Genomic DNA, 21,346 nt, shown 5'->3' on the forward strand with positions numbered 1-21,346 from the left:
GGATGAGGAAGGAGGGACGTCGAGGATGAGCACCAAGGACTTCATCGAGAAGGACTACTACAAGGTCCTCGGCGTCCCCAAGGACGCCACCGAGGCCGAGATCAAGAAGGCGTACCGCAAGCTCGCCCGCGAGTACCACCCGGACGCCAACAAGGGCAACGCCAAGGCCGAGGAACGCTTCAAGGAGATCTCCGAGGCGAACGACGTCCTCGGCGACCCCAAGAAGCGCAAGGAGTACGACGAGGCCCGCGCGCTGTTCGGCAACGGCGGCTTCCGCCCGGGCCCCGGCGCCGGCGGCGGCTCGTTCAACTTCGACCTGGGCGACCTCTTCGGGGGCGCCCAGGGCGGGGGAGCGGGCGGCGGCTTCGGCGGCGGACTCGGTGACGTCTTCGGGGGCCTGTTCAACCGGGGCGGGGCGACCGGCACCCGGACCCAGCCGCGGCGCGGCCAGGACATCGAGTCCGAGGTCACCCTCAGCTTCACCGAGGCGATCGAGGGCGCGACGGTCCCGCTGCGGATGTCCTCGCAGGCGCCGTGCAAGGCCTGCTCCGGCACCGGCGACGCCAACGGCACACCGCGCGTGTGCCCGACGTGCGTCGGCACCGGCCAGGTGGCGCGCGGCTCCGGCGGCGGCTTCTCCCTCACCGACCCGTGCCCGGACTGCAAGGGCCGCGGTCTGATCGCGGAGAACCCCTGCGAGGTCTGCAAGGGCAGCGGACGCGCCAAGTCCTCCCGCACCATGCAGGTGCGCATCCCGGCCGGGGTGTCGGACGGGCAGCGCATCCGCCTGCGCGGCAAGGGCGCGCCGGGTGAGCGGGGCGGTCCGGCGGGCGATCTCTACGTGGTCGTCCACGTCAAGGAGCACCCCGTCTTCGGGCGCAAGGGCGACAACCTCACCGTCACCGTCCCGGTGACGTTCGCCGAGGCGGCCCTCGGCGGCGAGGTCAGGGTCCCGACCCTGGGCGGCCCCTCGGTCACGCTCAAGCTGCCGCCGGGCACACCGAACGGCCGCACGATGCGAGCGCGGGGCAAGGGCGCGGTCCGCAAGGACGGCACCCACGGCGATCTGCTGGTCACCGTCGAGGTGAGTGTCCCGAAGGACCTGACGGGGAAGGCTCGTGACGCACTCGAGGCGTATCGCGAGGCGACCGCGGACGAGGACCCGCGGGCGGAGCTGTTCCAGGCCGCGAAGGGAGCATGAGTCAAGCCATGGACACCAACGGCCGTCGACGCAACCCGTATGAGCTGACCGAGGAGACTCCGGTCTACGTCATCTCGGTGGCGGCCCAGCTGTCCGGCCTGCACCCGCAGACGCTGCGCCAGTACGACCGCCTGGGGCTGGTGTCTCCGGACCGCACGGCCGGCCGCGGCCGCCGCTACTCGGCCCGCGACATCGAACTGCTCCGCCAGGTGCAGCAGCTGTCGCAGGACGAGGGCATCAACCTGGCCGGCATCAAGCGCATCATCGAACTGGAGAACCAGGTCGCGGCGCTCCAGTCCCGCGTCGCGGAGCTGCAGAGCGCGCTGGACGGCGCCGCGGCGGCGATGCAGCAGCGCGAGGCCGCCGTGCACGCGTCCTACCGGCGTGACCTGGTGCCGTATCAGGAGGCCCACCAGACCAGCGCGCTGGTGGTGTGGCGGCCGAAGCGGCAGCAGTCCTCGGACTGACGGCACCACATGGCACGAGGGGCCCGGAGATCCGCCTGGATCTCCGGGCCCTTTGCCGTGCCGGGCGGCGCGCCGCCTCCCGGCGCCTCGCTTCGCACCGTCGGACGGCCGGCGTGGTGACCGCCTCTCCCCGAGAAGGTGGTGTTCGCGTAGAACTGCCGCTTCAGGGGAGGTGGCTGGGTTCATTCGGTCCTCTGTCGGGAGCGCGGGAGCGCGGAGCGCGCCGCGGTGGGCGCTCGTCATACGACTCGTGGCGAAAGGGAATGGTTGCGCGGTTCCGTGCGTGTACCCCAACTCCGTTGTGTGGAGGGGGCGTAAAGGGTCTCGGGAAGGGTTTCGCGGCGTGTTCACGGACTAAGCGGAACGTGATGTTGCCATCTCGTTAAGTGATTTCCCTTGACGCTGAGGGGCGTCGACGCGTTGGCTTTTCAGTCATGCGGGCCGCAGCGTCGCGGCCACCTCCGGAAAGCAGCAGAAGTGGGCTCCTCCATGCGTCGTCGTATCGCCATATCCGTGGTCGCTTCGTCGTTGACCCTGTCACTGGCAGGCTGTGGCGTGCTGGGAGCGACGGGCGACAGCAGTGACGCGAGCCCCACCAAGGGCAACGACATCACCGTCGGTCTGCTGCTCCCGGAGACGGCGAACACGCGGTACGACAAGTTCGACTACCCGATCATCAAGGAGCGGGTGGCCTCGCTCACCAAGAACCAGGGCAAGGTCCAGTACGCCAACGCCGACGCGGACGCCGCCAAGCAGGCCGCCCAGCTGCAGCAGATGATCGACGAGCAGGTCGACGTCATCCTGCTGGACGCCGTGGACGCCCACGCGATCGCCGACGGGGTGAAGAAGGCCAAGGACGCGGGCATCCCGGTCATCGCCTACGACCGGCTCGCCGAGGGGCCGATCGACGCCTACATCTCCTTCGACAACGAACTCGTCGGCGAGGTGCAGGGCCGTTCCCTCATCGACGAGCTGGGCGAAGGCCTCGACAGCGCCGACAAGATCGTCATGATGAACGGCTCGCCCACCGACCCGAACGCCAAGCAGTTCAAGCAGGGCGCGCTGTCCGAGCTGACCGGCAAGGTGACGATCGCCCAGTCCTTCGACACCAAGGACTGGAAGCCGGAGAACGCCGAGGCCAACATGGCCCAGGCGATCCAGCAGATCGGTAAGGACAACATCGCCGCCGTGTACGCCGCCAACGACGGCATGGCCGGTGGCGTCATCAAGGCCCTGAAGGCGGCCGGCGTGAGCGACCTGCCCCCGATCACCGGGCAGGACGCCGAACTCGCGGCGGTGCAGCGGATCGTCGCCGGTGAGCAGTACATGAGCGTGTACAAGTCCTACCCGCAGGAGGCCGAGGCCGCCGCCCAGATGGCCGTGGCCAAGGTGCAGGGCAAGGACATCCAGTTCGACGCCCTGGCCCGCGACCGGGTCGACAGCCCCACCGACAAGGACATCCCGGCCCAGCTGGTGTCGGTGGTCGCGCTGACCCGGGAGAACATCAAGGACACGGTGGTCGCGGACGGCATCCACAAGGTGTCCGAGATCTGCACGGCCGAGTACAAGGACGCCTGCGCGGAGCTCGGGCTCCAGTAGCGGCGGCGGGCCGGTTCGACGTCCGGGCGAACCGGTTCGGCGCACGGGTGCAGGGGCGGTGCGCGCTCGCGGCGCGCCGCCCCTTCGGTCATTCTTCCGGTCATTCTTCCGCGCGTGCCGCGGAGCGCCGTCCGGGCGCGCGGGCGCCCCCACCGGGCGGACGGAGGCCCTGTCGGGGCCGGAACACGACCGCCGTCAGCTTGGTGCAAGGTGACGGACGAGGGTGGGGAGAAATCCGCTCAGACCGGTGGTTTCCCACGGTCGCCCGGGAGGGAGCCGTGTTGCGGAGCAGGTCCGGTCCGCGCATAGTTGCGCTGCGGAAGAGGCGGGAACCGGGGGTGGAATGGGCCATGGCCGGGCACGGGACGGACGAGCATCCGCATGGTGCTGACCGACTGTGCGAGGCCGGGGATCGTGTGTATTCCCGGGCCGTACGGCGGGGCCGTGTGCCGCGCCGCGACGCGGAACCGGTGCCCTGTCTGCTGGAACTCGCCCTGCTGCACCCCGACCCCGACGACATGGACTGGCTGGTGCCGACCTCCCCGCAGGAGGTCATGACCCGGCTGCTGCGCGGGGTGTACGACGAGATCAGCACCAGCCAGCGCCGGGTGGGCTCGGCGGTGGCGGCCTTCGAGTGGTACGCCGGTCTCGGCGGCCCGGCGTCCGCCTCCTCGGAGGGCATGGCCATCCGGGTGCTGGACGGTCCCTCACGCATCCAGGCGGCGCTGGACGAGGCGACGGCGGCGTGCACGACCGAGGTGCTCACCGTGCAGCCCGGCGGCATCCGGCGCGAGCACGAACTGTCGGAGGGCCTGCACCGGGCGCTGGCGCTGCGCGGGCGGGGCGTGCGGATGCGGGACCTGTACAACCACGTGGCCCGGCACGGCCAGGGCCTGCTGAACTACCTGGAGTTGATGGGCGACGCCGTCGAGGCCCGGACGCTGGACGAGGTGATCGACCGCTTGATCCTCTTCGACCGCACGGTCGCCTTCATTCCCGCGAACGCCGACCGCTCCATGGCCCTGCAACTGCGTCACCCGGCTCTGGTGGAGTACCTGGTGACGGTCTTCGAACGCCTGTGGCGCCTGGCGATCCCGCTCACCGCGCCGCTGCCCGACACGGGCATCGAGGGCATCTCCCACCGGGAGCAGTCGATCGCGGCCCTGCTGGCGGAGGGGCACCAGGACGCGGTGATCGCGGAGCGGCTCGGCATCAGCGTGCGCACCTGCCGGGCCCACATCGCCCGCCTCTCCGAGACGCTGGGGGCGGCGAGCCGTACGCAGCTGGGCGTGCGGATAGCGCAGGTCGGCCTGGACGGCCCGGCCCGTCCCCTGTCCGCCGCCGACCTCACCCTTCCTGACCGAGGATCCCCGACTGCCCGATGAGGTAGCCGAGCTGGGCCCTGCTCTCGCTGCCGAGGGTGGCGGCGAGCTTGGCGATGTGCACGCGCGCGGTACGGACGTTCATGCCGAGGCGGCCGGCGATGACGGTGTCGGTGTGGCCTTCGACCAGGAGGGCGGCGATGGCCCGCTGGCGCGCGGTGACGCCGTTCAGCGCGGGTGGCTGCACCGACTGGGGATGCATGGGGGTGGCCAGGGACCACAGGCGGTCGAAGGTGGTGACGAAGTAGCCGATCAGCGCGGGGTGGCGGACCTCCAGGGCGAGGGTGCGGTCCTCGCTGGCGGGGATGAAGGCCACCGCGCGGTCGACGACGATGAGGCGCTCGGTGACCTCGTCCAGGGTGCGGGCCTCGACGTCGCCGTTCAGCCGCTCGTAGCGGGTGCGGATCACGGGGGAGTGGCGGTAGGGGTGCTGGTACAGGGTCCGGATACGGCCGCCCCGGTCGAGCAGGGCCTGGTCGCGGTCCAGGGCCGGGCCCAGCGTCGCGGTGCCGTGGCCGGCCGAGGGCTGGATGGCGAGCAGCTCCCCGGAGGCCGCGGCCATGGCCTCCTCGATCGCCCGGTTGATCCGTTCCATCCCGCTCAGCAGGCTGATGGCCGGGGTGCCGGCCGACGCGGTGCGGCGGCCGTCGATCCGCATCAGCGGCTCGAACATCTCGGCCAGCGCGGCCTCGTGGCGCCGTTCGGCGGCGATCCGCTCCTCCGAGGTCCGCAGCAGCCGGTGAAGGGCGACGGCGGGCGGGACGGGTTCCAGCCGGCGCGGGTCCGTGACGGCCGGCTGCAGCAGGCCCAACTCGGCGAGACAGGGCGTCGCGTCGGCCTCCGGGCCGTCCAGGTGCCCCTCGCGCAGGGCCCGTTCGTACAGGCGCGTGCCCGCGTCGCACAGGTCTGCCACGCCGTGCTCCGGATGCGGCCACGGGGTCATCGGTTCGGCACTCAGTGGTCCCGCTCCAGGATTCCCGACTGCGCGATCAGATAGCCGAGCTGCGCACGGCTGCCGCTGCCCAGGGCGGTGGCCAGCTTGGCTATGTGGGCCCGGCAGGTGCGCACGTTCATGCCCAGGCGGCGGGCTATGGCCTCGTCGACGTGGCCCTCCACGAGGAGCTTGGCGATGGAGTGCTGGATGTCGGTGATGCCGTCGGGGGCGGTTTCGTAGGGGGCGCCGGCGCTCAGTGGGACCGCGCGGCCCCACATGAATTCGAAGACCTTGACCAAGTAGCCGACGAGGCCGGGGTGGCGCAGTTCCAGCGCGACCTGCCGGTCGTCGCGTATGGGGATGAAGGCGACGGTCTCGTCGCAGATGATGAGACGCTCGACCAGTTCGTCGATGGTGCGGTACTCCGCCCTCCCGCTGGCGAAGCGGTCCACGTAGGCCAGCCGCTCGGGGCTGTACCTCGCCGTGTGCTGGTAGAGGGTCCGGATCCGCACGCCCCGCTCGATCAGCGTCTTGTCGCGCTCCAGGCCTTCGATGACCCTGCGCTCGGGGTGGCGGGCGCTCGGCTGGACCGTGAGCATCTCGTGCCGGCACTGGGCGGTGGCCAGGTCCAGGGCTGCGTTGATGCGGTCGAGACCCTCCAGCACCGTGATCGAGTGCGTGGGAGCCGCGGCCTGGGCGCTGAGCGCCATGAACGGTTCGAAGACGTCGGCCAGCTCGATCGATGTGCGCCTGCGTTCGGAGATCTCGCGCTCGATCGGATTGAGCCTCTGCGCCAAGGCGACCGAGGGAGGCACCGGGCGAAGCCAGTTGGCGTCGTCAGGATCCGGGTGCAGCAGGGCGAACTCCATGAGGCAGGGAGCCGACTCCACGTCCGCTCGGGCGATACGTCCTGTGCGCAGGGCGTTCGCATAGAGGAGTCCGCCCTCATCGCACAGTTCAGTGATGGGGTGGGGATGTGTCGCTTTGGTCTGATTTGTTGTCAAGTCTCCACCCCCCAGGGTCCTGAACGTGCAGGAACATGATGCACTGATTGTGTGGCCATGACGTGCCTGAATGAGCCATCGTCTTATCCGACGGGGGAAGAGGGGACCTTCAAGTGAGGACGAAGCCGACTATGCGTAAGAGAATGCTTCGCTCGGTGCTTGTCGCCGCCTTCTCCGCCGTTGTGGCCGTCGGAACGCTGAGCGGCCTCTCCCCGGCGAAGGATGCCGCGCCAGCCGACAGTATTTGGTCACAGGGGGCAGTGTCTGCGGAGCCCGTCGGCGAGGACACTCGTCTCGGCACGGACGACAGCATCTGGTCTTGATATGACGACTCCTCCTGACGACCGCTCCTTCCGTCGCGAGATGGCCACCGCCTACCGCTCCGGCTGGCACTTCATCGACCTGGCCACCGCCATCCCTCACGACGGCGACTCGCTGATGGTGACCGTCTTCGGCGAGCCCGTGGTGGTGACCCGGGACGAGGACGGAGACGTACGGGCGTACCGGTGCCTGCGGCGGCCTCGGGGGGCGCCGCAGCCGGTCCGGTGCGCCATCCGGTACGGCATGATCTTTGTGAACCTGGACCAGCGGGATCACCGGTTGGCGGAGCCGGAGACCGCCGATCCCCTGACCTTCTCTGCCACCCCCCGCAGTGCCTGACGCGATTCCCCCGTCGTAAAAGATCGCTCAGGTGCTTCCCCCCGCAGCGGCGTCACCGTGACCTGAACACGGTGACGCCGCTGCAGTTTTGCGGGGATATTTCCCTCTATCACTGCCTTTCGGATGCCGTTCGAGTGTGGCCGAAAAGAGCCGCTCGCCGTCGATGGCGCGTTCCAGGCTTCCTGCGGGTACTCCCTACGAGTCCAGGGTGACTCCCACTGTGCTCCTTGAGTGGAATAGACTCAACTTTGTGGACGTTGCCTGAGTCAGAGGCTCACGCAAGGAGGAGAACGCGAACGTGGACGCCGAGCTGACCAACCGGAGCCGGGATGCGATCAACGCGGCCGGCAACCGGGCCGTGACCGAGGGGCACCCCGACCTCACCCCCGCGCACCTGCTCCTCGCTCTGCTCCAGGGGCAGGACAACGAGAACATCACCGACCTGCTGGCCGCGGTCGACGCCGACCAGGCCGCCGTGCGCGCCGGCGCGGAGAAGGTCCTCGCCCAGCTGCCCAGCGTGACCGGCTCCACCGTCGCGCCCCCGCAGCCCAACCGCGACCTGCTCGCCGTGATCGCCGACGCCCAGGCCAGGGCCCAGGACCTCGGGGACGAGTACGTCTCCACCGAGCACCTGCTGATCGGCGTCGCCGCGAAGGGCGGCCCCGCCGGCGAGGTGCTGACCCGGCAGGGCGCCGACGCGAAGAAGCTGCTGGAGGCCTTCCGGGCGGCGCGGGGCGGACGCCGCGTGACGACCGCCGACCCCGAGGGGTCGTACAAGGCCCTGGAGAAGTTCGGCACCGACTTCACCGCCGCCGCCCGGGAGGGCAAGCTCGACCCGGTCATCGGGCGGGACCAGGAGATCCGGCGGGTGGTGCAGGTGCTCTCCCGGCGGACGAAGAACAACCCGGTGCTGATCGGTGAGCCCGGCGTCGGCAAGACCGCCGTCGTCGAGGGGCTCGCCCAGCGGATCGTCAAGGGCGACGTGCCCGAGTCGCTGCGCAACAAGCGGCTCGTCGCGCTCGACCTCGGCGCCATGGTCGCCGGGGCGAAGTACCGCGGCGAGTTCGAGGAGCGGCTGAAGACCGTGCTCGCCGAGATCAAGGACTCCGACGGGCAGATCATCACCTTCATCGACGAGCTGCACACCGTCGTGGGCGCCGGGGCCGGCGGCGACTCGGCCATGGACGCCGGCAACATGCTCAAGCCGATGCTGGCCCGCGGTGAGCTGCGCATGGTCGGCGCCACCACCCTCGACGAGTACCGCGAGCGGATCGAGAAGGACCCCGCGCTGGAGCGGCGCTTCCAGCAGGTGCTGGTCGCCGAGCCGAGCGTCGAGGACACCATCGCCATCCTTCGCGGGCTCAAGGGCCGCTACGAGGCCCACCACAAGGTGCAGATCGCGGACAGCGCGCTGGTCGCCGCCGCGACCCTGTCCGACCGGTACATCACCTCCCGCTTCCTGCCCGACAAGGCCATCGACCTCGTCGACGAGGCCGCCTCCCGGCTGCGCATGGAGATCGACTCCTCGCCCGTCGAGATCGACGAACTCCAGCGCGCCGTCGACCGGCTGAAGATGGAGGAGCTGGCCCTCGACAAGGAGACCGACGCGGCCTCCCGCGAACGCCTGGACAAGCTGCGCCGCGACCTCGCCGACAAGGAGGAGGAGCTGCGCGGCCTGAACGCCCGCTGGGAGAAGGAGAAGCAGTCCCTCAACCGGGTCGGTGAGCTGAAGGAGAAGCTCGACGAACTGCGCGGGCAGGCCGAACGCGCCCAGCGCGACGGCGACTTCGACACCGCCTCCAAGCTGCTGTACGGCGAGATCCCGGCCGTCGAGCGCGACCTGGAGGCCGCGTCCGCCGCCGAGGAGGAGGTCGCCAAGGACACCATGGTCAAGGAGGAGGTCGGCTCCGACGACATCGCGGACGTCGTCGCCTCCTGGACCGGCATCCCGGCCGGCCGGCTGCTGGAGGGCGAGACGCAGAAGCTGCTGCGCATGGAGGACGAGATCGGCAAGCGGCTCATCGGGCAGACCGAGGCCGTGCGGGCGGTGTCCGACGCGGTACGGCGCTCCCGCGCCGGTATCGCCGACCCGGACCGGCCCACCGGCTCCTTCCTCTTCCTCGGCCCCACCGGTGTCGGCAAGACCGAGCTCGCCAAGGCGCTCGCGGAGTTCCTCTTCGACGACGAGCGGGCCATGGTCCGCATCGACATGAGCGAGTACGGCGAGAAGCACAGCGTCGCCCGGCTCGTCGGCGCCCCGCCCGGGTACATCGGCTACGAGGAGGGCGGCCAGCTGACGGAGACGGTGCGGCGCCGGCCGTACAGCGTCGTGCTCCTGGACGAGGTGGAGAAGGCGCACCCGGAGGTCTTCGACATTCTGCTCCAGGTGCTGGACGACGGTCGGCTGACGGACGGTCAGGGCCGGACGGTCGACTTCCGCAACACCATCCTGGTGCTCACCTCCAACCTGGGCAGCCAGTTCCTGGTCGACCCGATCAGCAGCGAGGAGGAGAAGAGGGAGCAGGTGCTGGAGGTGGTCCGGGCGTCGTTCAAGCCCGAGTTCCTCAACCGGCTCGACGACCTGGTCGTCTTCTCCGCGCTGAACAAGGAGGAGCTCGGCCGGATCGCCCGGCTCCAGATCGACCGGCTGGCCCGGCGGCTCGCCGAACGCCGGCTCATCCTGGAGATCACCGACGAGGCCCTGGCCTGGCTGGCCGACGAGGGCATGGACCCGGCGTACGGCGCCCGCCCGCTGCGCCGCCTGGTCCAGAGCGCCATCGGCGACCGGCTCGCCAAGGAGATCCTCTCCGGCGAGATCAAGGACGGCGACACGGTCCGGGTGGACACGTTCGGCGACGGGCTGATCGTGGGCCCGGCGACGACCGGCAAGACGCTGTAGTCGCCGAGGGTGTGCTTCTCGGCGTCACAGCGTGAACGCCGAGAAGTACACCCGGACGGCGTCGGCCCCCTCGTACCAGACGGTCATGCGCACGCTGTGCGCGCCCGCGCCGGGATGAGGTCCGACCTGGTCCGTGGCGAAACAGAGATCCACGTCCGGGGCGCCGCAGAACTCCGTCTCCGGTGCCGGAGCGCCCGGGAACGTCCGGTCGAGCCACTCGCGGAAGTCCGCGCGCGGCATCCGGAAGGTGGCGCTGTAATGGACGTCCTGGAAGCCCTGTGCCTCGCACACCCCGACGACCCGCGCGCCGTCCGGCAGCTCGGCCCCGCCGAAGTGCAGCACGTCGGAGCAGGGCACCTCCGCCGGACCGCCGCCCAGCGGGTCGTCGCTCAGCGCGAACAGGGCCGTCAGGACGACCACACCGGCCAGGGCCAGTCCCGGCAGCAGCATGACCGCGGCGAACACCCGCCACCTCGTCCCGCCCCGCGGCACCCGCGCCTCGTTCCGTCCCTCCGGCATGTGCACCCCCACGGTCCGTCTCCCACCGGCCGGATCCTGTCATACGCGGCCGACAGGCCAGGCCGGGGCTTGCCACCCCCCTCCCCGCATGGGGGAGGATGGCGGAATCCGTACGAAGGGAAATTCACGGTGACCATCGACCCGTCCTCGATTCCGAACTTCGGGGGCAAGCCCCAGCCGCAGCCCCAAGGACCGGCGGGCCCCGTCGTCCCGGATCAGGACCTTGTGAAGCAGCTCCTCGACCAGATGGAGCTGAAGTACGTCGTCGACGAAGAGGGTGACCTCGCGGCGCCGTGGGAGCAGTTCCGTACGTACTTCATGTTCCGCGGCGAGGGTGACCAGCAGGTCTTCTCGGTGCGGACGTTCTACGACCGCCCCCACCCGATCGACGACAAGCCGCAGCTGCTGGAGTCCGTCGACGACTGGAACCGGCGGACCCTGTGGCCGAAGGTGTACAGCCACACCCACGACGACGGCACCGTCCGCCTCATCGGTGAGGCACAGATGCTGATCGGCACCGGCGTGAACCTGGAATTCTTCGTCTCGTCGACGGTCAGCTGGGTACGCGCGGCCATCGAGTTCGACCGCTGGCTGGTCGAGCAGCTCGGCCTGGAGAAGGAGATCAACGACGCGGACAAGCCCGAGGACGAAGAGTAGAGTCCTCCGGCCGCGGCGGCGTGCCCCGGGTACGACCGGACACGCCCCGTGAGTGACGCAGAGCCCGGCGAGGGCGCGGACCGCCCCGGTCCCGCGTCCCGGCCGGGCTCTTGCCGTGTGCGGGACTCGCGGCCTCACACCGTCGGCGTCCTCGGCCGCTGCACGGCCTTCCGAAGCACCGCCGGCCGCTTGCCGAACGCGAAGCGGACGCAGGGTGCGCCCGCCTTCCGGTGGTCGTAGAAGACGGCGTCCGGGATGGCGACGACGCCCGCGCGCTCCGGCAGGGCGCGGCAGAGGGCGAAGCCGTCGCTCTCCCCGAGGGGACGGATGTCGGTGGTGACGAAGGGGGTGCAGGCCGGTTCGAAGACCGCGAAGCCCGCCTCCTCGAGGCCCGCCGCCGGCAGGTCCCGCTTGGCCGGCATGTCGTAGCGGAACGCGGTGAAGTACGAGTCCGGCAGCGCGAGGGCCTCCGCGACCGCGTACGGGAACGGCCCGGACGCCACGTACGTCAGGTACTGCTTCGCCGACCGCGCCGCCGTCACCGGCCCCGGCGCGGAGGAGACCAGCCCACACGTCGTTGGCCTGCCTATTCCCATGTCGTGCGACAGGCCCCGCTGCGGATCTCCGGCACCGGCGGTGAGCGGGCCGCACAGCCTGTCCGGACCGCTCTGCCGGCCGTACCGACGGGCTCGGTGACGCGGCACTGTCCGTCGTATCCTGACCACACACGGGAAGGAGCCGTCCATGAGCGTCGACGCGATCGTGCACACCGAGTTCCCCAAGGGGTACACGGTCCTGTTCGGGGCCGACGGAAAGGTGATCATGACCCCGCAGAGCGAAGAGCACTCCAGCACCATCAGGTCGATGCAGATCGACTCCGCTCTTGCCCTCGGCCGTCACGCGAAGGTCACCTCCGACGTTTACATCGACTTCCCCGCCGACGAGAACTCCGCCCCCGACCTCGCGATCCTGCGCGAGGACGCACGCAAGGAAGGCAAGCGCTACAGCTTCGAGGACGTCCTGCTGATCTCCGAGGTCGTCTCGACCTCCTCCGCGCGCAAGGACTACGACGACTGCACCGCGAAGTACGGCCGCTACGGCGTCCCGATCTACCTGGTCGTGGACCCCTACGCCCAGGAAGTCGTCCTCCACACCCAGCCGACCGCCACCGGTTACATCGCGGCGCACACCCACAAGTACGGCACGGGCAAGCTCCCCATTCCCCTGGCCGACGGCCGCACCTTCACCCTCGACCTCGACGAACTCCCGCGCCCGGAGCCCGAGGCGGACACCCGCTGACGAGGGACTCCCCGCTGGTCAGGCCCGTGCCGTCGGCACCGCCGTCGCCGGACCTGGCCGTTCCTGGCCGGGGCAGCCGACTGGGACGGCCTGGCCGTTCGTCGATCGGATCGGCCACGGAGCGTGGCGTTCTGCGTCGTGAGTCCGTACGACGAAGTCCGGTTCGGCGCAAGGAAGTTCAAGGCCGCGTTTTGCTGCGGGTGACAACCACCACGTACTGCCGTTGAGGTAGCGGGCCCGCTCGTCCTCGGCCGAGGTGCCGACCCCGGTTCGGCGATAGCGTGGCACGGCAAGGACTGCTGCTGACAGGTTGGACGAATTTCATGCGGATGCGGTTCGAACCCGAGGCCGAGGAGGAGTTCGAGACGGCGTGTGTGCTGCTGGTCGACCGGCTGGTCCGGTGGGCCGGGGAGCAGAGGCTGCCGGTGGACGAATTCACTGCCGAGGCGGCCCTGGACTACCGACACCGGGCGACTGCCGACGGCCGCCTGGGGCTGTGGGAGTCGCGCCATGTGGAGGAGCTACTGCTCTCCTGGCTTCCCCAGCAGGTCACTGAGCTTCCCGGGGAGGAACGCGCCGACGCCCCGGGCACACTGCGCACGCTGCTGCGCTATCTGCACGCCGCACAGTTGGCGGACCCGCGCGGCCCCTCACTCCAGGATTCGCTTGCCGCGGTCGACAGGGTCGCGGAACAGCATCTGGCGGCGATGACGGACCGCACTCGCTGGGGATTGGCGAAGTTCTGGGCGATGACGGCCGCCGAGCAGGGCGTGGACGTCCTTGATGGGGCGGCGTTGCAGCGCTTTGCGGAGCGGGCGCGGCTCGGGGAGGTCGCCTACGATCAGCGGACCCTCGACGCGATTATGGAACGGCGGCTGGCCGACCGCGCGCTGTCCGGCTCGGCCCGGGCCGAGCCGCAACTGCCCGTGGTGCTTCCCCCGGATGGTGAACTGCGCCGCCGGGCCGAGGCGTCGACGACTGTGGCGCAGTTGCGCGGACTCGCCGAATGGGCGGGGCAGGGCGGCCGCCCGGTGACGGCGACGGGACGGTTGCGGATGGCGGAGGCCCGCGAGCTGGTGGACGCACTCGGCACCGGCGACAAGATCGAGGGCGTGCGCTCTTCGGCCGACCTGCCGCGGCTGGGACTGCTGGTGGAGTGGGCGAAGAAGGCGCGGCTGGTCCGGGTGGTCAAGGGGCGTCTGTACGCGGTGGCCAAGGCCCGGCCGGTGCTGGCCGACACGCTCCGGCTGTGGCTGCGCGTATTCGACGCGTGCTTCGAGCTGCGGCAGGCCCTGATCGGGGCACGCAGCGGCTGGCACGTCGAGTCGATGCTCTTCGACGTCTACGAGGACGTCCTGGACGACGTGCTGAACACGCTGTACAGCCTGCCGTACCCGATGCCCTGGCCGCGGCTGCGCGACACGGTACACCTGGCCTATCGGAGCTCCTTCCAGCTCGACGCCGGGCTGGACCTTCAGCACCGGATGTGGTTCGAGCACGCCGACCGGGACCTGCGCGCGGTGCTCGACCTGCTGGACGACCTGGGCGCGATCGAGCGTGACCGTGGGATGGCCGATCCGGTGTTCCTCGACATCGACATTTCCGATGCCGGTCCCGAGCGGCTCGCGGACATGCCGCCGGAGTTCGCGGAGCTGCTGGGCGTCGCGGGGGCGGCCACGGACCCGGCGGCGCGGGAGCGTGCCGATGCCCGGCGAGAGGAGCTGACCACCGGGCCGGTCGAGCTCATCCGTCTCACCGAACTCGGTACCCGGGCCGTACGACAGCGGTTGCTGGCGGCCGGCAGGGACGCACCGTTGGTCGGTGAACTGGCCCAGGCGTCGGCGGCCGGCCTGCTGGGGGTGCTGGCCGAGGACTACGACCCGGACGCCGCCCGCACGGAGCTGGCCGGCTGGATCACGGCCCGCGGCGAGCGGGAAGGTGCTCTGCGGCAACTGACCGACGCCGTGAGGGCCATGACCTTCCGCACACGCGCGCAGGCGATGCTCGACGTGCTCCTTGCGGCGTTGCCGGACGGTGAGGGCGAGCGGCTGTTGCGCACGCTGCGGCGAGACACAGAGCTGGCGCCGCTGGCGCTGAACGCGCTGGCGCACCGTGAGTTGCTGTCCCCAGAGGACATGACCGATGCAGAGTCGCTGCTGGTGCTCGCCGAGAGCCTGCTTCAGCTCGTGGAGTTGGCGGGCGGCGGGGACGGCGCCGAGGAGACGCTGCGCGCCCAGGGCTCCCAGGCCAGGGACGCGGTTGCCGCCGCGTTGGACTCCGCGCACCCGGACCGGGCCGGACTCGACGAGCTCAGGCAGCTTGCGGCCCGGGCACTGGGTACCCACGGCGCCCGCGTCGGCCGTGCCCGGAAGGCGCGGCGCTCTTCAGGCAGGAGCGGCCGCAAGCGGCGCCGCTGACTGGGCAACACCGTCTGCCCCCAGGCGCCGGGTGCGTCGGCACTGACACGGAGCCGGGCGGAGGAAACTGATGGGTCCCGGCGTCGTACGTCCTCGGTGGCGCGTCACCGTCGGAGTCGTGGTCGAGGGATGGGACGAGGACGGGCTACGGGCCCTGCGTGGCGCGCTCCACGCGCAGGACGGAGTGGCGTTGCTTGCGGCGTTGTGTCGTGGACCCGTGCGTGAGGTGCTGCAGCTGGCCGGCGATGGTGTGGTTGGTGCCGCGGCGCAGGGCCTGCCGGGGGCCGCGGAGATGGCGGCCTTGTTTCTCGGCGCGCTCCAGGAGCGAGGCTTCCGGGGTGATGAGGAGCTGGTGGACCGGTTGCGCGCGGCCACGGGAGACGCGGCGATCCCCCTCCTGCGCCCGCTCGCGGTCGATCCGGAGATGCTCGCCATGCTGCTGGAGGGCGACCCGGCCGAGTCCGGTGGCCGGATCGATCTGTCCACCGGTGAGTGCCGGCCTGCGTTCACCGATGAGCTGGGGCCTGGGCCCGAGGCCGAGGACGACGACGATCCCGAGCGATGGCTGTACGTGCCGGCTCTGGGGTCCCGGGCCGGTTACCGGGACATGGAGCTGTTCATCGAAGAGGTCGAGGACGCCGCGCTTGCCGACAGGCTGCGGATCGCCATCGGTGGGCGGGGCGCCTTCCGGCGCTTCAAGGACGTCCTTGCCGGTGACGAGTGCTCCTGGAGCCGGTACCACCGGTTCCGCGATGAGCGCCGGCGCGGCCGGGCCCGGGCCCGGCTGGCCAAGGAGGGCTACTGCCCGCCCATCAGCTTCCGTGTAGAGCCCAGCTCGGGTTCGTATTTTCCGGGGCCGGTATGACTCTCCATCTGTTTCCTGGTTCCGCGTCGGGCCAGGTCGGTTCCCCCGGTGAACTCGTTGCCGGCGCAGCAGCGGCGTCGCGGGGCGTGGTCCTGTCACAGGAGTGGGGCTTTCGGCTGCTCTCCACGTCGCGCGATAGAAATCAGAGCCGCGGCCCGGTTCACCTTGCCTTCCGCACGGGCGAACGGTGGCGGGCCGACCGGAGTCGGAGGACGGCCGCGCCAAGGACGACTGGCCCCATGGAGCGGCGGTCAGTGCGCGAACGTCTTGCGGAGCCGTTCCGCCGCGTCCGCCAGTACCTCGACGCGTTTGCAGAACGCGAACCGGACGTATGGTGCGCCGGCCTCTTTGTGGTCGTAGAAGACGGCGTTGGGGATGGCGACGACACCCGCCCGCTCAGGCAGGGTGCGGCAGAAGGCGAGGCCGTCGCTCTCGCCGAGGGGGCGGATGTCGGTGGTGACGAAGTAGGTGCCGGTCGGCCGGAAGACGGTGAAGCCGGCGTCGGTGAGGCCCGCGCTGAGCAGGTCCCGCTTGGCGCGCAGGTCGTCACGGAAGGCCGTGAAGTAGGCGTCGGGCAGGCGCAGGGCCTCGGCGACCGCGTACTGGAAGGGCCCGGAGGCGACGTACGTCAGGAACTGCTTCGCCGAACGCACCGCCGTGACCAGGCCCGGTGAGGACGTGACCCACCCGACCTTCCAGCCGGTGAACGAATACGTCTTGCCGGCGGAGGAGATGGATACGGTGCGCTCCCGCATGCCGGGGAAGGTGGCCAGCGGCACGTGTTCGGCGTCGTCGAAGACCAGGTGCTCGTACACCTCGTCGGTCACGACGAGCAGATCCCGCTCGACGGCCAGCTCGGCGATCACGGCCAGCTCGGCGCGCGTCAGCACGGTGCCGGTCGGGTTGTGCGGGGTGTTGATCAGCAGCAGACGGGTGCGGTCGGTGACGGCGGCGCGCAGTTCGTCGAGGTCGAGGCGGAACGAGGCGCCGCCCTCGACGTGCGGGCGCAGCGTGACCGGCACCCGGGCGCCGCCCGCCATGGCGATGCAGGCCGCGTAGGAGTCGTAGTACGGCTCCAGGGCGATCACCTCGTCACCCGGCTCGACCAGCGCCAGCAGTGCGGCGGCGATCGCCTCCGTGGCACCCGCGGTGACCAGGACCTCGGTGTCGGGGTCGTAGGACAGCCCGTAGCGGCGCTGCTGGTGCGCGGCGACGGCGGTGCGCAGCTCGGGGATGCCCGGGCCGGGCGGGTACTGGTTGCCGCGCCCTTCGCGCAGGGCCCGCACGGCCGCGTCCCGGACCTCCTGGGGGCCGTCGGTGTCGGGGAAGCCCTGACCCAGATTGATCGACCCCGTGCTCAAGGCCAGCGCGGACATCTCCGCGAAGATCGTCGTGCCGAACCCGGCGAGGCGGCGGTTGAGGAAGGGGCGCGCGGTGGAGGTCATGCCGGCCATCCTGCGCGCAAGCTCTGGAGTTCCTCAACTCTGCTTTGGGCCCGTTCGCCGCCGGGCATCCCCTCCGCACGCAAGCGAACGAGGCGCCCACGGGGGGCCGCTTCGGGGGAAACGGAAGGAGGGTGACGCCATGGTCTTCGGCATCATCCTGGCGCTGTTCATCGCCTTCGTGCTCGTCGGCATCGTGGCCGCGGCACGCAGCGGCCGGAGCACCGGAGGCAGCCGGTCGCGCCGGCGCAGCCGTTCGTACGGCGGAGGCGGCGGCGACAGCTCGTGGGCCGGCGGGGGTGACTCCGGCGGCGGCTCGTCCTGCGGGGGCGGCTCGTCGTGCGGAGGCGGCGGCGGTGGATGCGGGGGAGGCAGCTGACACGGGGCAGCTGAGCTCGTGAAGGGGGAACCGCATCCCTGCCGCGCGGCGCCCGCCGGGACTCCGGTCCGGGCGGGCGCCGTTCGCGCGCCCGTCTCCCGCCGTTCGCGCTCGCTCCGGCGTGCGCCGACCTCGCTCAGGCGTACGCCCTGGTTGAACAGTTGAGCTGAAGAACCCACTGAGGGATGGAAACCCAGCGAAGTTGGGTAAAAACGCTGTGCCACAGACCCAGTTCATGATTCGCTCTACAACACCGACGCGGCCCTCTGACGTCCTGCGGACCCCGCCACCGACCGGACTCCTGACAGGCCGCCGGGCCGATCCCCCGGTGCCGACCGGGGCGCGCCGGACCCACACCGCCTTTCTTTGCGTGCTAGCGGAGCCGATCCATGCTCACGACCCTGAACACCTCCTACACCGACACGCGCGCGGCCGACCTCGCCTGGGCGCTGGGCCGTGAACCACTGCCCGCGCTCGCCACCCTCGACCTCGAACTTGCCGGTGCCAAGCTCCAGTTGCGCCTGCTCGGCGCGTCCCACCAGGTGCTCCTGGAGGAGGAGCGGAGCAACTGCTCGGAGACCGTGGCGTGCATCCCCGGCAGCAGCACGCCCCTGCCGCTCGGCGTCGCCAAACGAGTGGGGGACTGGGAGTACGAGTTCGCCGCACGGGTCGAGGCACTGTCGCCCGGCTCCTTCGCGGGCCGCGCGCAGGAGTTGCTGGCCCTCGTCTCCGACCACCCCAACGGCCTGGTCGGCGTCTTCCCCGGCAGCCCGCACGCCTTCACGGCCCTGCTCGCCCAGCACCACGAGGGCCAGGTCCACTGGCGGACCTGGCACGCCTACCCGCAGGACGGCCAGTTGGTCGCGACGCGGACGCGGGTGGGGGTGAGAGCGGCGGTGAGCCGTAAACGCCGGGCGTCTTCCACAAGCCCGTCCGGGGGCCCCGCTGGGAAGATTGAGGACGAGGCCTTCAGGCCGTAAGCGGGGTCCGGCGGGTGCGACCCCGGCGACGTCGATCCAAACGCCGCGAGCCTCGCAACACGCGGTTCCACACGTGTGGGTGACGAAGCGCACCGCACCCGTGACGTAACGTCGCAGTCGTGATCGACCCGCACGCGCCAGCCCCACCCGGCACCCCGCCTCCCTGGCGCGCCCCCGCCCGGATCCCCGTACGGCAGTCGACCGGACGGTTCCTGGTCCTCGCGGGCGTGTTCGTCTGCGCGGCCTGCGGACTGGTGTACGAACTGGAGCTCGTCGCCCTTGCCTCCTACTTGATCGGCGACTCGGTCACCCAGGCGTCCGTCGTGCTGTCCGTCATGGTCTTCGCGATGGGCGTCGGCTCCCTCGCCGCCAAGCGGCTGCGCCGCCACGCCGCCGCCGGCTTCGGCGCCGTCGAGGCGACCCTCGCCCTGGTCGGCGGCTGCAGCGCGATGGCCCTCTACGCCGTCTTCGCCTGGACCGGCGACTGGGGCGGCCCGTGGGCCGACGGCCCCCGCTGGCTGCTGGTCGCGTTCTCCCTCGCCATCGGCCTGCTGATCGGCGCGGAGATCCCCCTGCTGATGGAGCTGATCCAGCGCGTCCGCCGCCAGGACGCGGGCGGCGCGGTGGCCGACCTCTTCGCCGCGGACTACGTCGGCGCCCTGGTCGGCGGTCTCGCCTTTCCCTTCCTCCTGCTGCCGTTCCTGGGCCAGTTGACCGGCGCCCTGCTCACCGGCGCGGTCAACGTCGTCGCCGGCGGCTGCCTAGTCCTCGGCCTGTTCCACCGCGACCTGACGCGTCGCGCCCGCCGGCTGCTGGTCGTCGCCAACGTCGCCGTCCTCGGCCTCCTCGCCACGGGCGCCGTCCTCGTCGACGACTTCGAACGCGCGGCCCGCACCGCCGTCTACGGCGGGGACGTCCGCGTGGCCCTCCAGTCGGACGTGCAGGAGATCGTCCTGACCGGCGGCACCGAGGGCCGCCCCCTCGACCTCTTCATCGACGGCCGGCTGCGCGCCGGCGGACGCGACGAGCGCCGGTACCACGAGGCGCTGGTGCACCCCGCGATGAACGGCACGCACGCGCGCGTGCTGATCCTGGGCGGCGGGGACGGCCTGGCCGCGCGCGAGGTGCTGCGGCACCCGGGGGTGCGGCACGTCGACATCGTGGAGATCGACCCGGCGGTGGTGGAGCTGGCGGGCCGGGACGACGCGCTGTCCGAACTCAACCACCACGCGTACGACGACCCCCGCGTCCACGTCACCACGGTCGACGCCTTCCGCTGGCTGCGGGGCGCGCCGCGGGCGGCGTACGACGTGGTGATCGCGGATCTGCCCGACCCGGGCATCACGGCCAGCACCAAGCTGTACTCCCTGGAGTTCTACGGCCTGGTCCGGCGGGTCCTGGCGGACGGCGGCCGTCTGTCCGTGCACGCGGGACCGGTCCACACACGCCCGCGGGTGTTCTGGACGGTCGAGACGACGATCCGCGCGGCGGGCCTGCACACCGCCCCGCACCGGGTCTTCGGCCGCGACTCCGCGTCCACCGCCGACCGCGCCCCCGGCCCGTCCCGCACCCCGCAGGACTGGGGCTTCGTCCTGGCCGCCCCGCGGGGCACGCCGCCCCTGGCCGCCGCGGAGCAGGCGCTGACGACACGGGTGACGGGGCTGCCCGCGTCGACGTTGGTGCATCCGAGGTACTGAGGGTGTGGACGCCTCGGCCGGGCGAGTTGCCGTCGAGGGGAGAGTAGTTCCGGTCACCCCCGGGTAGGCTCCGTCGGCATGGAGCATGAGGTGTTCGTTCCGGTTTCCCCCGCTCGGCTGGGCGAGGCGCTGGCCGACCCCGCGCGGGTCGCCCGGGCGGTTCCCGGGCTCCAGCAGGAGGCGGGGGCCGAACCCGTCGCCGGTCGGCTGAAGGTGCGGGTGGGCAGCCACTCCATCACCTATCGCGGCACCGTACGGGTCACCGCGCAGGACGACGGGTCGTACGCCGTCGAGGGCGACGCCACCGAGACGCGCGGCACCGGCTCGGTCAAACTCGCGCTCACCGTCCGCCTACGCGAGACCGACGGCGGCACCACCGTCACCGTCCAGGGCACCGCGGCGGCCGACGGCCGTATCACCGAGTTGCCCGGGGAAACGGTCCACTCCGCCGTGACCCGCCTGCTCAACCGCACGGCGGAGAACCTGGCCACCGAGCCCGGCCGGGGAACGCCCGAGGCCGGCGAGGAGCGGGCGGAAAGGGCGCCGGAGCCCGGCGAGGAGCGGCAGCAGGGCGCGTCGGCCGTCGCCGAGGAGTCCTCGCCCGAGTCCGACACCGAGGTACCGCCCGCCTCCCCGGAGCCGGTGGCCGACGAACCCGGCCTCGCCGAGGACGGCGCGGAAGAGGCGGCCCCCGCCCGGGACTTCCCCGAGGCAGCCGAGCCTCCCGCCGAAGCCGCGCACGCGCGCCGCACGATGATCGGCCGCAGCGCGGAGGAGGTCGACCACGCCCCGCCCCGTGGCCGTTACGCCCCCGTCCCGGCCCCGCAGACGATCGCGCAGAACCCCACCCTCCGCTGGGCGGCCCCCGCCGCCGCGCTGGTCGTGGCGGGCGCCATCGTCCTGGGCCGCGCCCTGCGCCGCCGCCAGTGACCCACCGCGACCGGA

The 21,346-nt window shown here is 71.3% G+C and carries 18 protein-coding genes and 1 pseudogene; 14 read left to right on the plus strand and 5 right to left on the minus strand.

Annotated features, from left to right (window positions below):
* Positions 1–25: 25 nt before the first annotated feature.
* The 4 genes from dnaJ (at position 26) to IPT68_RS19440 (ending at position 4,652) form a co-directional block, all read left to right on the plus strand.
* Positions 26–1,201 carry a molecular chaperone DnaJ gene (dnaJ, locus tag IPT68_RS19425; protein ID WP_189695819.1) on the plus strand — a complete coding sequence of 392 codons (1,176 nt, stop codon included), beginning with the start codon at positions 26–28 and terminating at the stop codon, positions 1,199–1,201.
* Positions 1,202–1,209: 8 nt separating this feature from the next.
* Positions 1,210–1,668 (plus strand): heat shock protein transcriptional repressor HspR, encoded by a 459-nt coding sequence (locus IPT68_RS19430; RefSeq protein WP_189696176.1) that lies wholly within the window; start codon positions 1,210–1,212, stop codon positions 1,666–1,668.
* Between the two features lie 489 nt (positions 1,669–2,157).
* Positions 2,158–3,267, plus strand: a complete 1,110-nt coding sequence (locus IPT68_RS19435) for a sugar ABC transporter substrate-binding protein (protein WP_189695818.1) — start codon at positions 2,158–2,160, stop codon at positions 3,265–3,267.
* A gap of 350 nt (positions 3,268–3,617) precedes the next feature.
* Complete coding sequence (locus IPT68_RS19440) at positions 3,618–4,652, plus strand: helix-turn-helix transcriptional regulator (RefSeq protein ID WP_189695817.1); 1,035 nt, start codon at positions 3,618–3,620, stop codon at positions 4,650–4,652.
* Here the strand turns inward: IPT68_RS19440 and IPT68_RS19445 are convergent.
* Positions 4,615–5,592, minus strand: coding sequence for a helix-turn-helix domain-containing protein (locus IPT68_RS19445; RefSeq protein ID WP_189695816.1), 978 nt, complete (start codon positions 5,590–5,592; stop codon positions 4,615–4,617). The two genes, IPT68_RS19440 and IPT68_RS19445, sit on opposite strands and share 38 nt — an antisense overlap.
* 11 nt (positions 5,593–5,603) lie before the next feature.
* Complete coding sequence (locus tag IPT68_RS19450; RefSeq protein WP_189695815.1) at positions 5,604–6,587, minus strand: helix-turn-helix domain-containing protein; 984 nt, start codon at positions 6,585–6,587, stop codon at positions 5,604–5,606.
* 324 nt (positions 6,588–6,911) lie between these two features.
* Between IPT68_RS19450 and IPT68_RS19455 the strand changes: the two genes are divergently transcribed.
* Together IPT68_RS19455 and clpB are read left to right on the plus strand one after the other, a co-directional pair.
* Positions 6,912–7,247: a Rieske (2Fe-2S) protein gene (locus IPT68_RS19455; RefSeq protein WP_189695814.1), complete on the plus strand. Its 336-nt coding sequence runs from the start codon at positions 6,912–6,914 to the stop codon at positions 7,245–7,247.
* Between the two features lie 298 nt (positions 7,248–7,545).
* Positions 7,546–10,146 (plus strand): ATP-dependent chaperone ClpB, encoded by a 2,601-nt coding sequence (clpB, locus tag IPT68_RS19460; protein ID WP_189695813.1) that lies wholly within the window; start codon positions 7,546–7,548, stop codon positions 10,144–10,146.
* A gap of 24 nt (positions 10,147–10,170) precedes the next feature.
* Here clpB and IPT68_RS19465 read toward each other — a convergent pair whose 3' ends face one another.
* On the minus strand, positions 10,171–10,665 hold the full coding sequence (locus IPT68_RS19465; protein ID WP_189695812.1) for a hypothetical protein: 495 nt from the start codon (positions 10,663–10,665) through the stop codon (positions 10,171–10,173).
* Positions 10,666–10,794: 129 nt separating this feature from the next.
* Here IPT68_RS19465 and IPT68_RS19470 point away from each other — a divergent pair, with 129 nt between their 5' ends.
* On the plus strand, positions 10,795–11,322 hold the full coding sequence (locus IPT68_RS19470) for a type III secretion system chaperone family protein (RefSeq protein WP_189695811.1): 528 nt from the start codon (positions 10,795–10,797) through the stop codon (positions 11,320–11,322).
* Between the two features lie 134 nt (positions 11,323–11,456).
* On the opposite strand, the pseudogene IPT68_RS19475 reads toward IPT68_RS19470, so the two are convergent.
* Positions 11,457–11,876 (minus strand): annotated as a pseudogene (locus IPT68_RS19475) (aminotransferase class I/II-fold pyridoxal phosphate-dependent enzyme); the annotation flags it as partial.
* Between the two features lie 190 nt (positions 11,877–12,066).
* Between IPT68_RS19475 and IPT68_RS19480 the strand changes: the two are divergent.
* From IPT68_RS19480 to IPT68_RS19490, 3 genes are all read left to right on the plus strand, one after another.
* A complete protein-coding gene (locus tag IPT68_RS19480) occupies positions 12,067–12,621 on the plus strand; it encodes a Uma2 family endonuclease (RefSeq protein ID WP_189695810.1) in 555 nt (184 codons plus the stop codon).
* Positions 12,622–12,950: 329 nt separating this feature from the next.
* A complete protein-coding gene (locus IPT68_RS19485) occupies positions 12,951–15,038 on the plus strand; it encodes a hypothetical protein (protein WP_189695809.1) in 2,088 nt (695 codons plus the stop codon).
* 217 nt (positions 15,039–15,255) lie between these two features.
* Positions 15,256–15,903, plus strand: a complete 648-nt coding sequence (locus IPT68_RS19490; protein ID WP_228039768.1) for a UPF0158 family protein — start codon at positions 15,256–15,258, stop codon at positions 15,901–15,903.
* Positions 15,904–16,154: 251 nt separating this feature from the next.
* Here the strand turns inward: IPT68_RS19490 and IPT68_RS19495 are convergent, their stop codons facing one another.
* A complete protein-coding gene (locus IPT68_RS19495) occupies positions 16,155–17,357 on the minus strand; it encodes a pyridoxal phosphate-dependent aminotransferase (protein ID WP_189695808.1) in 1,203 nt (400 codons plus the stop codon).
* A gap of 130 nt (positions 17,358–17,487) precedes the next feature.
* Between IPT68_RS19495 and IPT68_RS19500 the strand changes: the two genes are divergently transcribed.
* The 4 genes from IPT68_RS19500 (at position 17,488) to IPT68_RS19515 (ending at position 21,331) form a co-directional block, all read left to right on the plus strand.
* The gene (locus IPT68_RS19500) at positions 17,488–17,724 is read left to right on the plus strand and encodes a hypothetical protein (RefSeq protein WP_189695807.1); all 237 of its coding nucleotides are present in this window, start codon (positions 17,488–17,490) and stop codon (positions 17,722–17,724) included.
* Positions 17,725–18,113: 389 nt separating this feature from the next.
* Complete coding sequence (locus tag IPT68_RS19505) at positions 18,114–18,704, plus strand: DUF2617 family protein (protein ID WP_228039769.1); 591 nt, start codon at positions 18,114–18,116, stop codon at positions 18,702–18,704.
* 119 nt (positions 18,705–18,823) lie between these two features.
* Complete coding sequence (locus IPT68_RS19510) at positions 18,824–20,401, plus strand: polyamine aminopropyltransferase (protein WP_189695806.1); 1,578 nt, start codon at positions 18,824–18,826, stop codon at positions 20,399–20,401.
* A gap of 78 nt (positions 20,402–20,479) precedes the next feature.
* Positions 20,480–21,331 (plus strand): SRPBCC domain-containing protein, encoded by an 852-nt coding sequence (locus tag IPT68_RS19515; RefSeq protein WP_189695805.1) that lies wholly within the window; start codon positions 20,480–20,482, stop codon positions 21,329–21,331.
* The last annotated feature ends 15 nt before the right edge of the window (positions 21,332–21,346 follow it).

The sequence above is a fragment of the Streptomyces chromofuscus genome, assembly GCF_015160875.1.
Taxonomy (GTDB): Bacteria; Actinomycetota; Actinomycetes; order Streptomycetales; family Streptomycetaceae; genus Streptomyces; species Streptomyces chromofuscus.

Excerpts from the sequence above, each read along its gene's own strand:
- dnaJ (WP_189695819.1), top strand. The coding sequence starts at position 26 with ATGAGCACCAAGGACTTCATCGAGAAGGACTACTACAAGGTCCTCGGC.
- IPT68_RS19430 (WP_189696176.1), top strand. The coding sequence starts at position 1,210 with ATGGACACCAACGGCCGTCGACGCAACCCGTATGAGCTGACCGAGGAG.
- IPT68_RS19435 (WP_189695818.1), top strand. The coding sequence starts at position 2,158 with ATGCGTCGTCGTATCGCCATATCCGTGGTCGCTTCGTCGTTGACCCTG.
- IPT68_RS19440 (WP_189695817.1), top strand. The coding sequence starts at position 3,618 with ATGGCCGGGCACGGGACGGACGAGCATCCGCATGGTGCTGACCGACTG.
- IPT68_RS19445 (WP_189695816.1), bottom strand. The coding sequence starts at position 5,592 with ATGACCCCGTGGCCGCATCCGGAGCACGGCGTGGCAGACCTGTGCGAC.
- IPT68_RS19455 (WP_189695814.1), top strand. The coding sequence starts at position 6,912 with ATGACGACTCCTCCTGACGACCGCTCCTTCCGTCGCGAGATGGCCACC.
- IPT68_RS19465 (WP_189695812.1), bottom strand. The coding sequence starts at position 10,665 with ATGCCGGAGGGACGGAACGAGGCGCGGGTGCCGCGGGGCGGGACGAGG.
- IPT68_RS19480 (WP_189695810.1), top strand. The coding sequence starts at position 12,067 with ATGAGCGTCGACGCGATCGTGCACACCGAGTTCCCCAAGGGGTACACG.
- IPT68_RS19485 (WP_189695809.1), top strand. The coding sequence starts at position 12,951 with ATGCGGTTCGAACCCGAGGCCGAGGAGGAGTTCGAGACGGCGTGTGTG.
- IPT68_RS19495 (WP_189695808.1), bottom strand. The coding sequence starts at position 17,357 with ATGGCCGGCATGACCTCCACCGCGCGCCCCTTCCTCAACCGCCGCCTC.
- IPT68_RS19500 (WP_189695807.1), top strand. The coding sequence starts at position 17,488 with ATGGTCTTCGGCATCATCCTGGCGCTGTTCATCGCCTTCGTGCTCGTC.
- IPT68_RS19505 (WP_228039769.1), top strand. The coding sequence starts at position 18,114 with ATGCTCACGACCCTGAACACCTCCTACACCGACACGCGCGCGGCCGAC.
- IPT68_RS19515 (WP_189695805.1), top strand. The coding sequence starts at position 20,480 with ATGGAGCATGAGGTGTTCGTTCCGGTTTCCCCCGCTCGGCTGGGCGAG.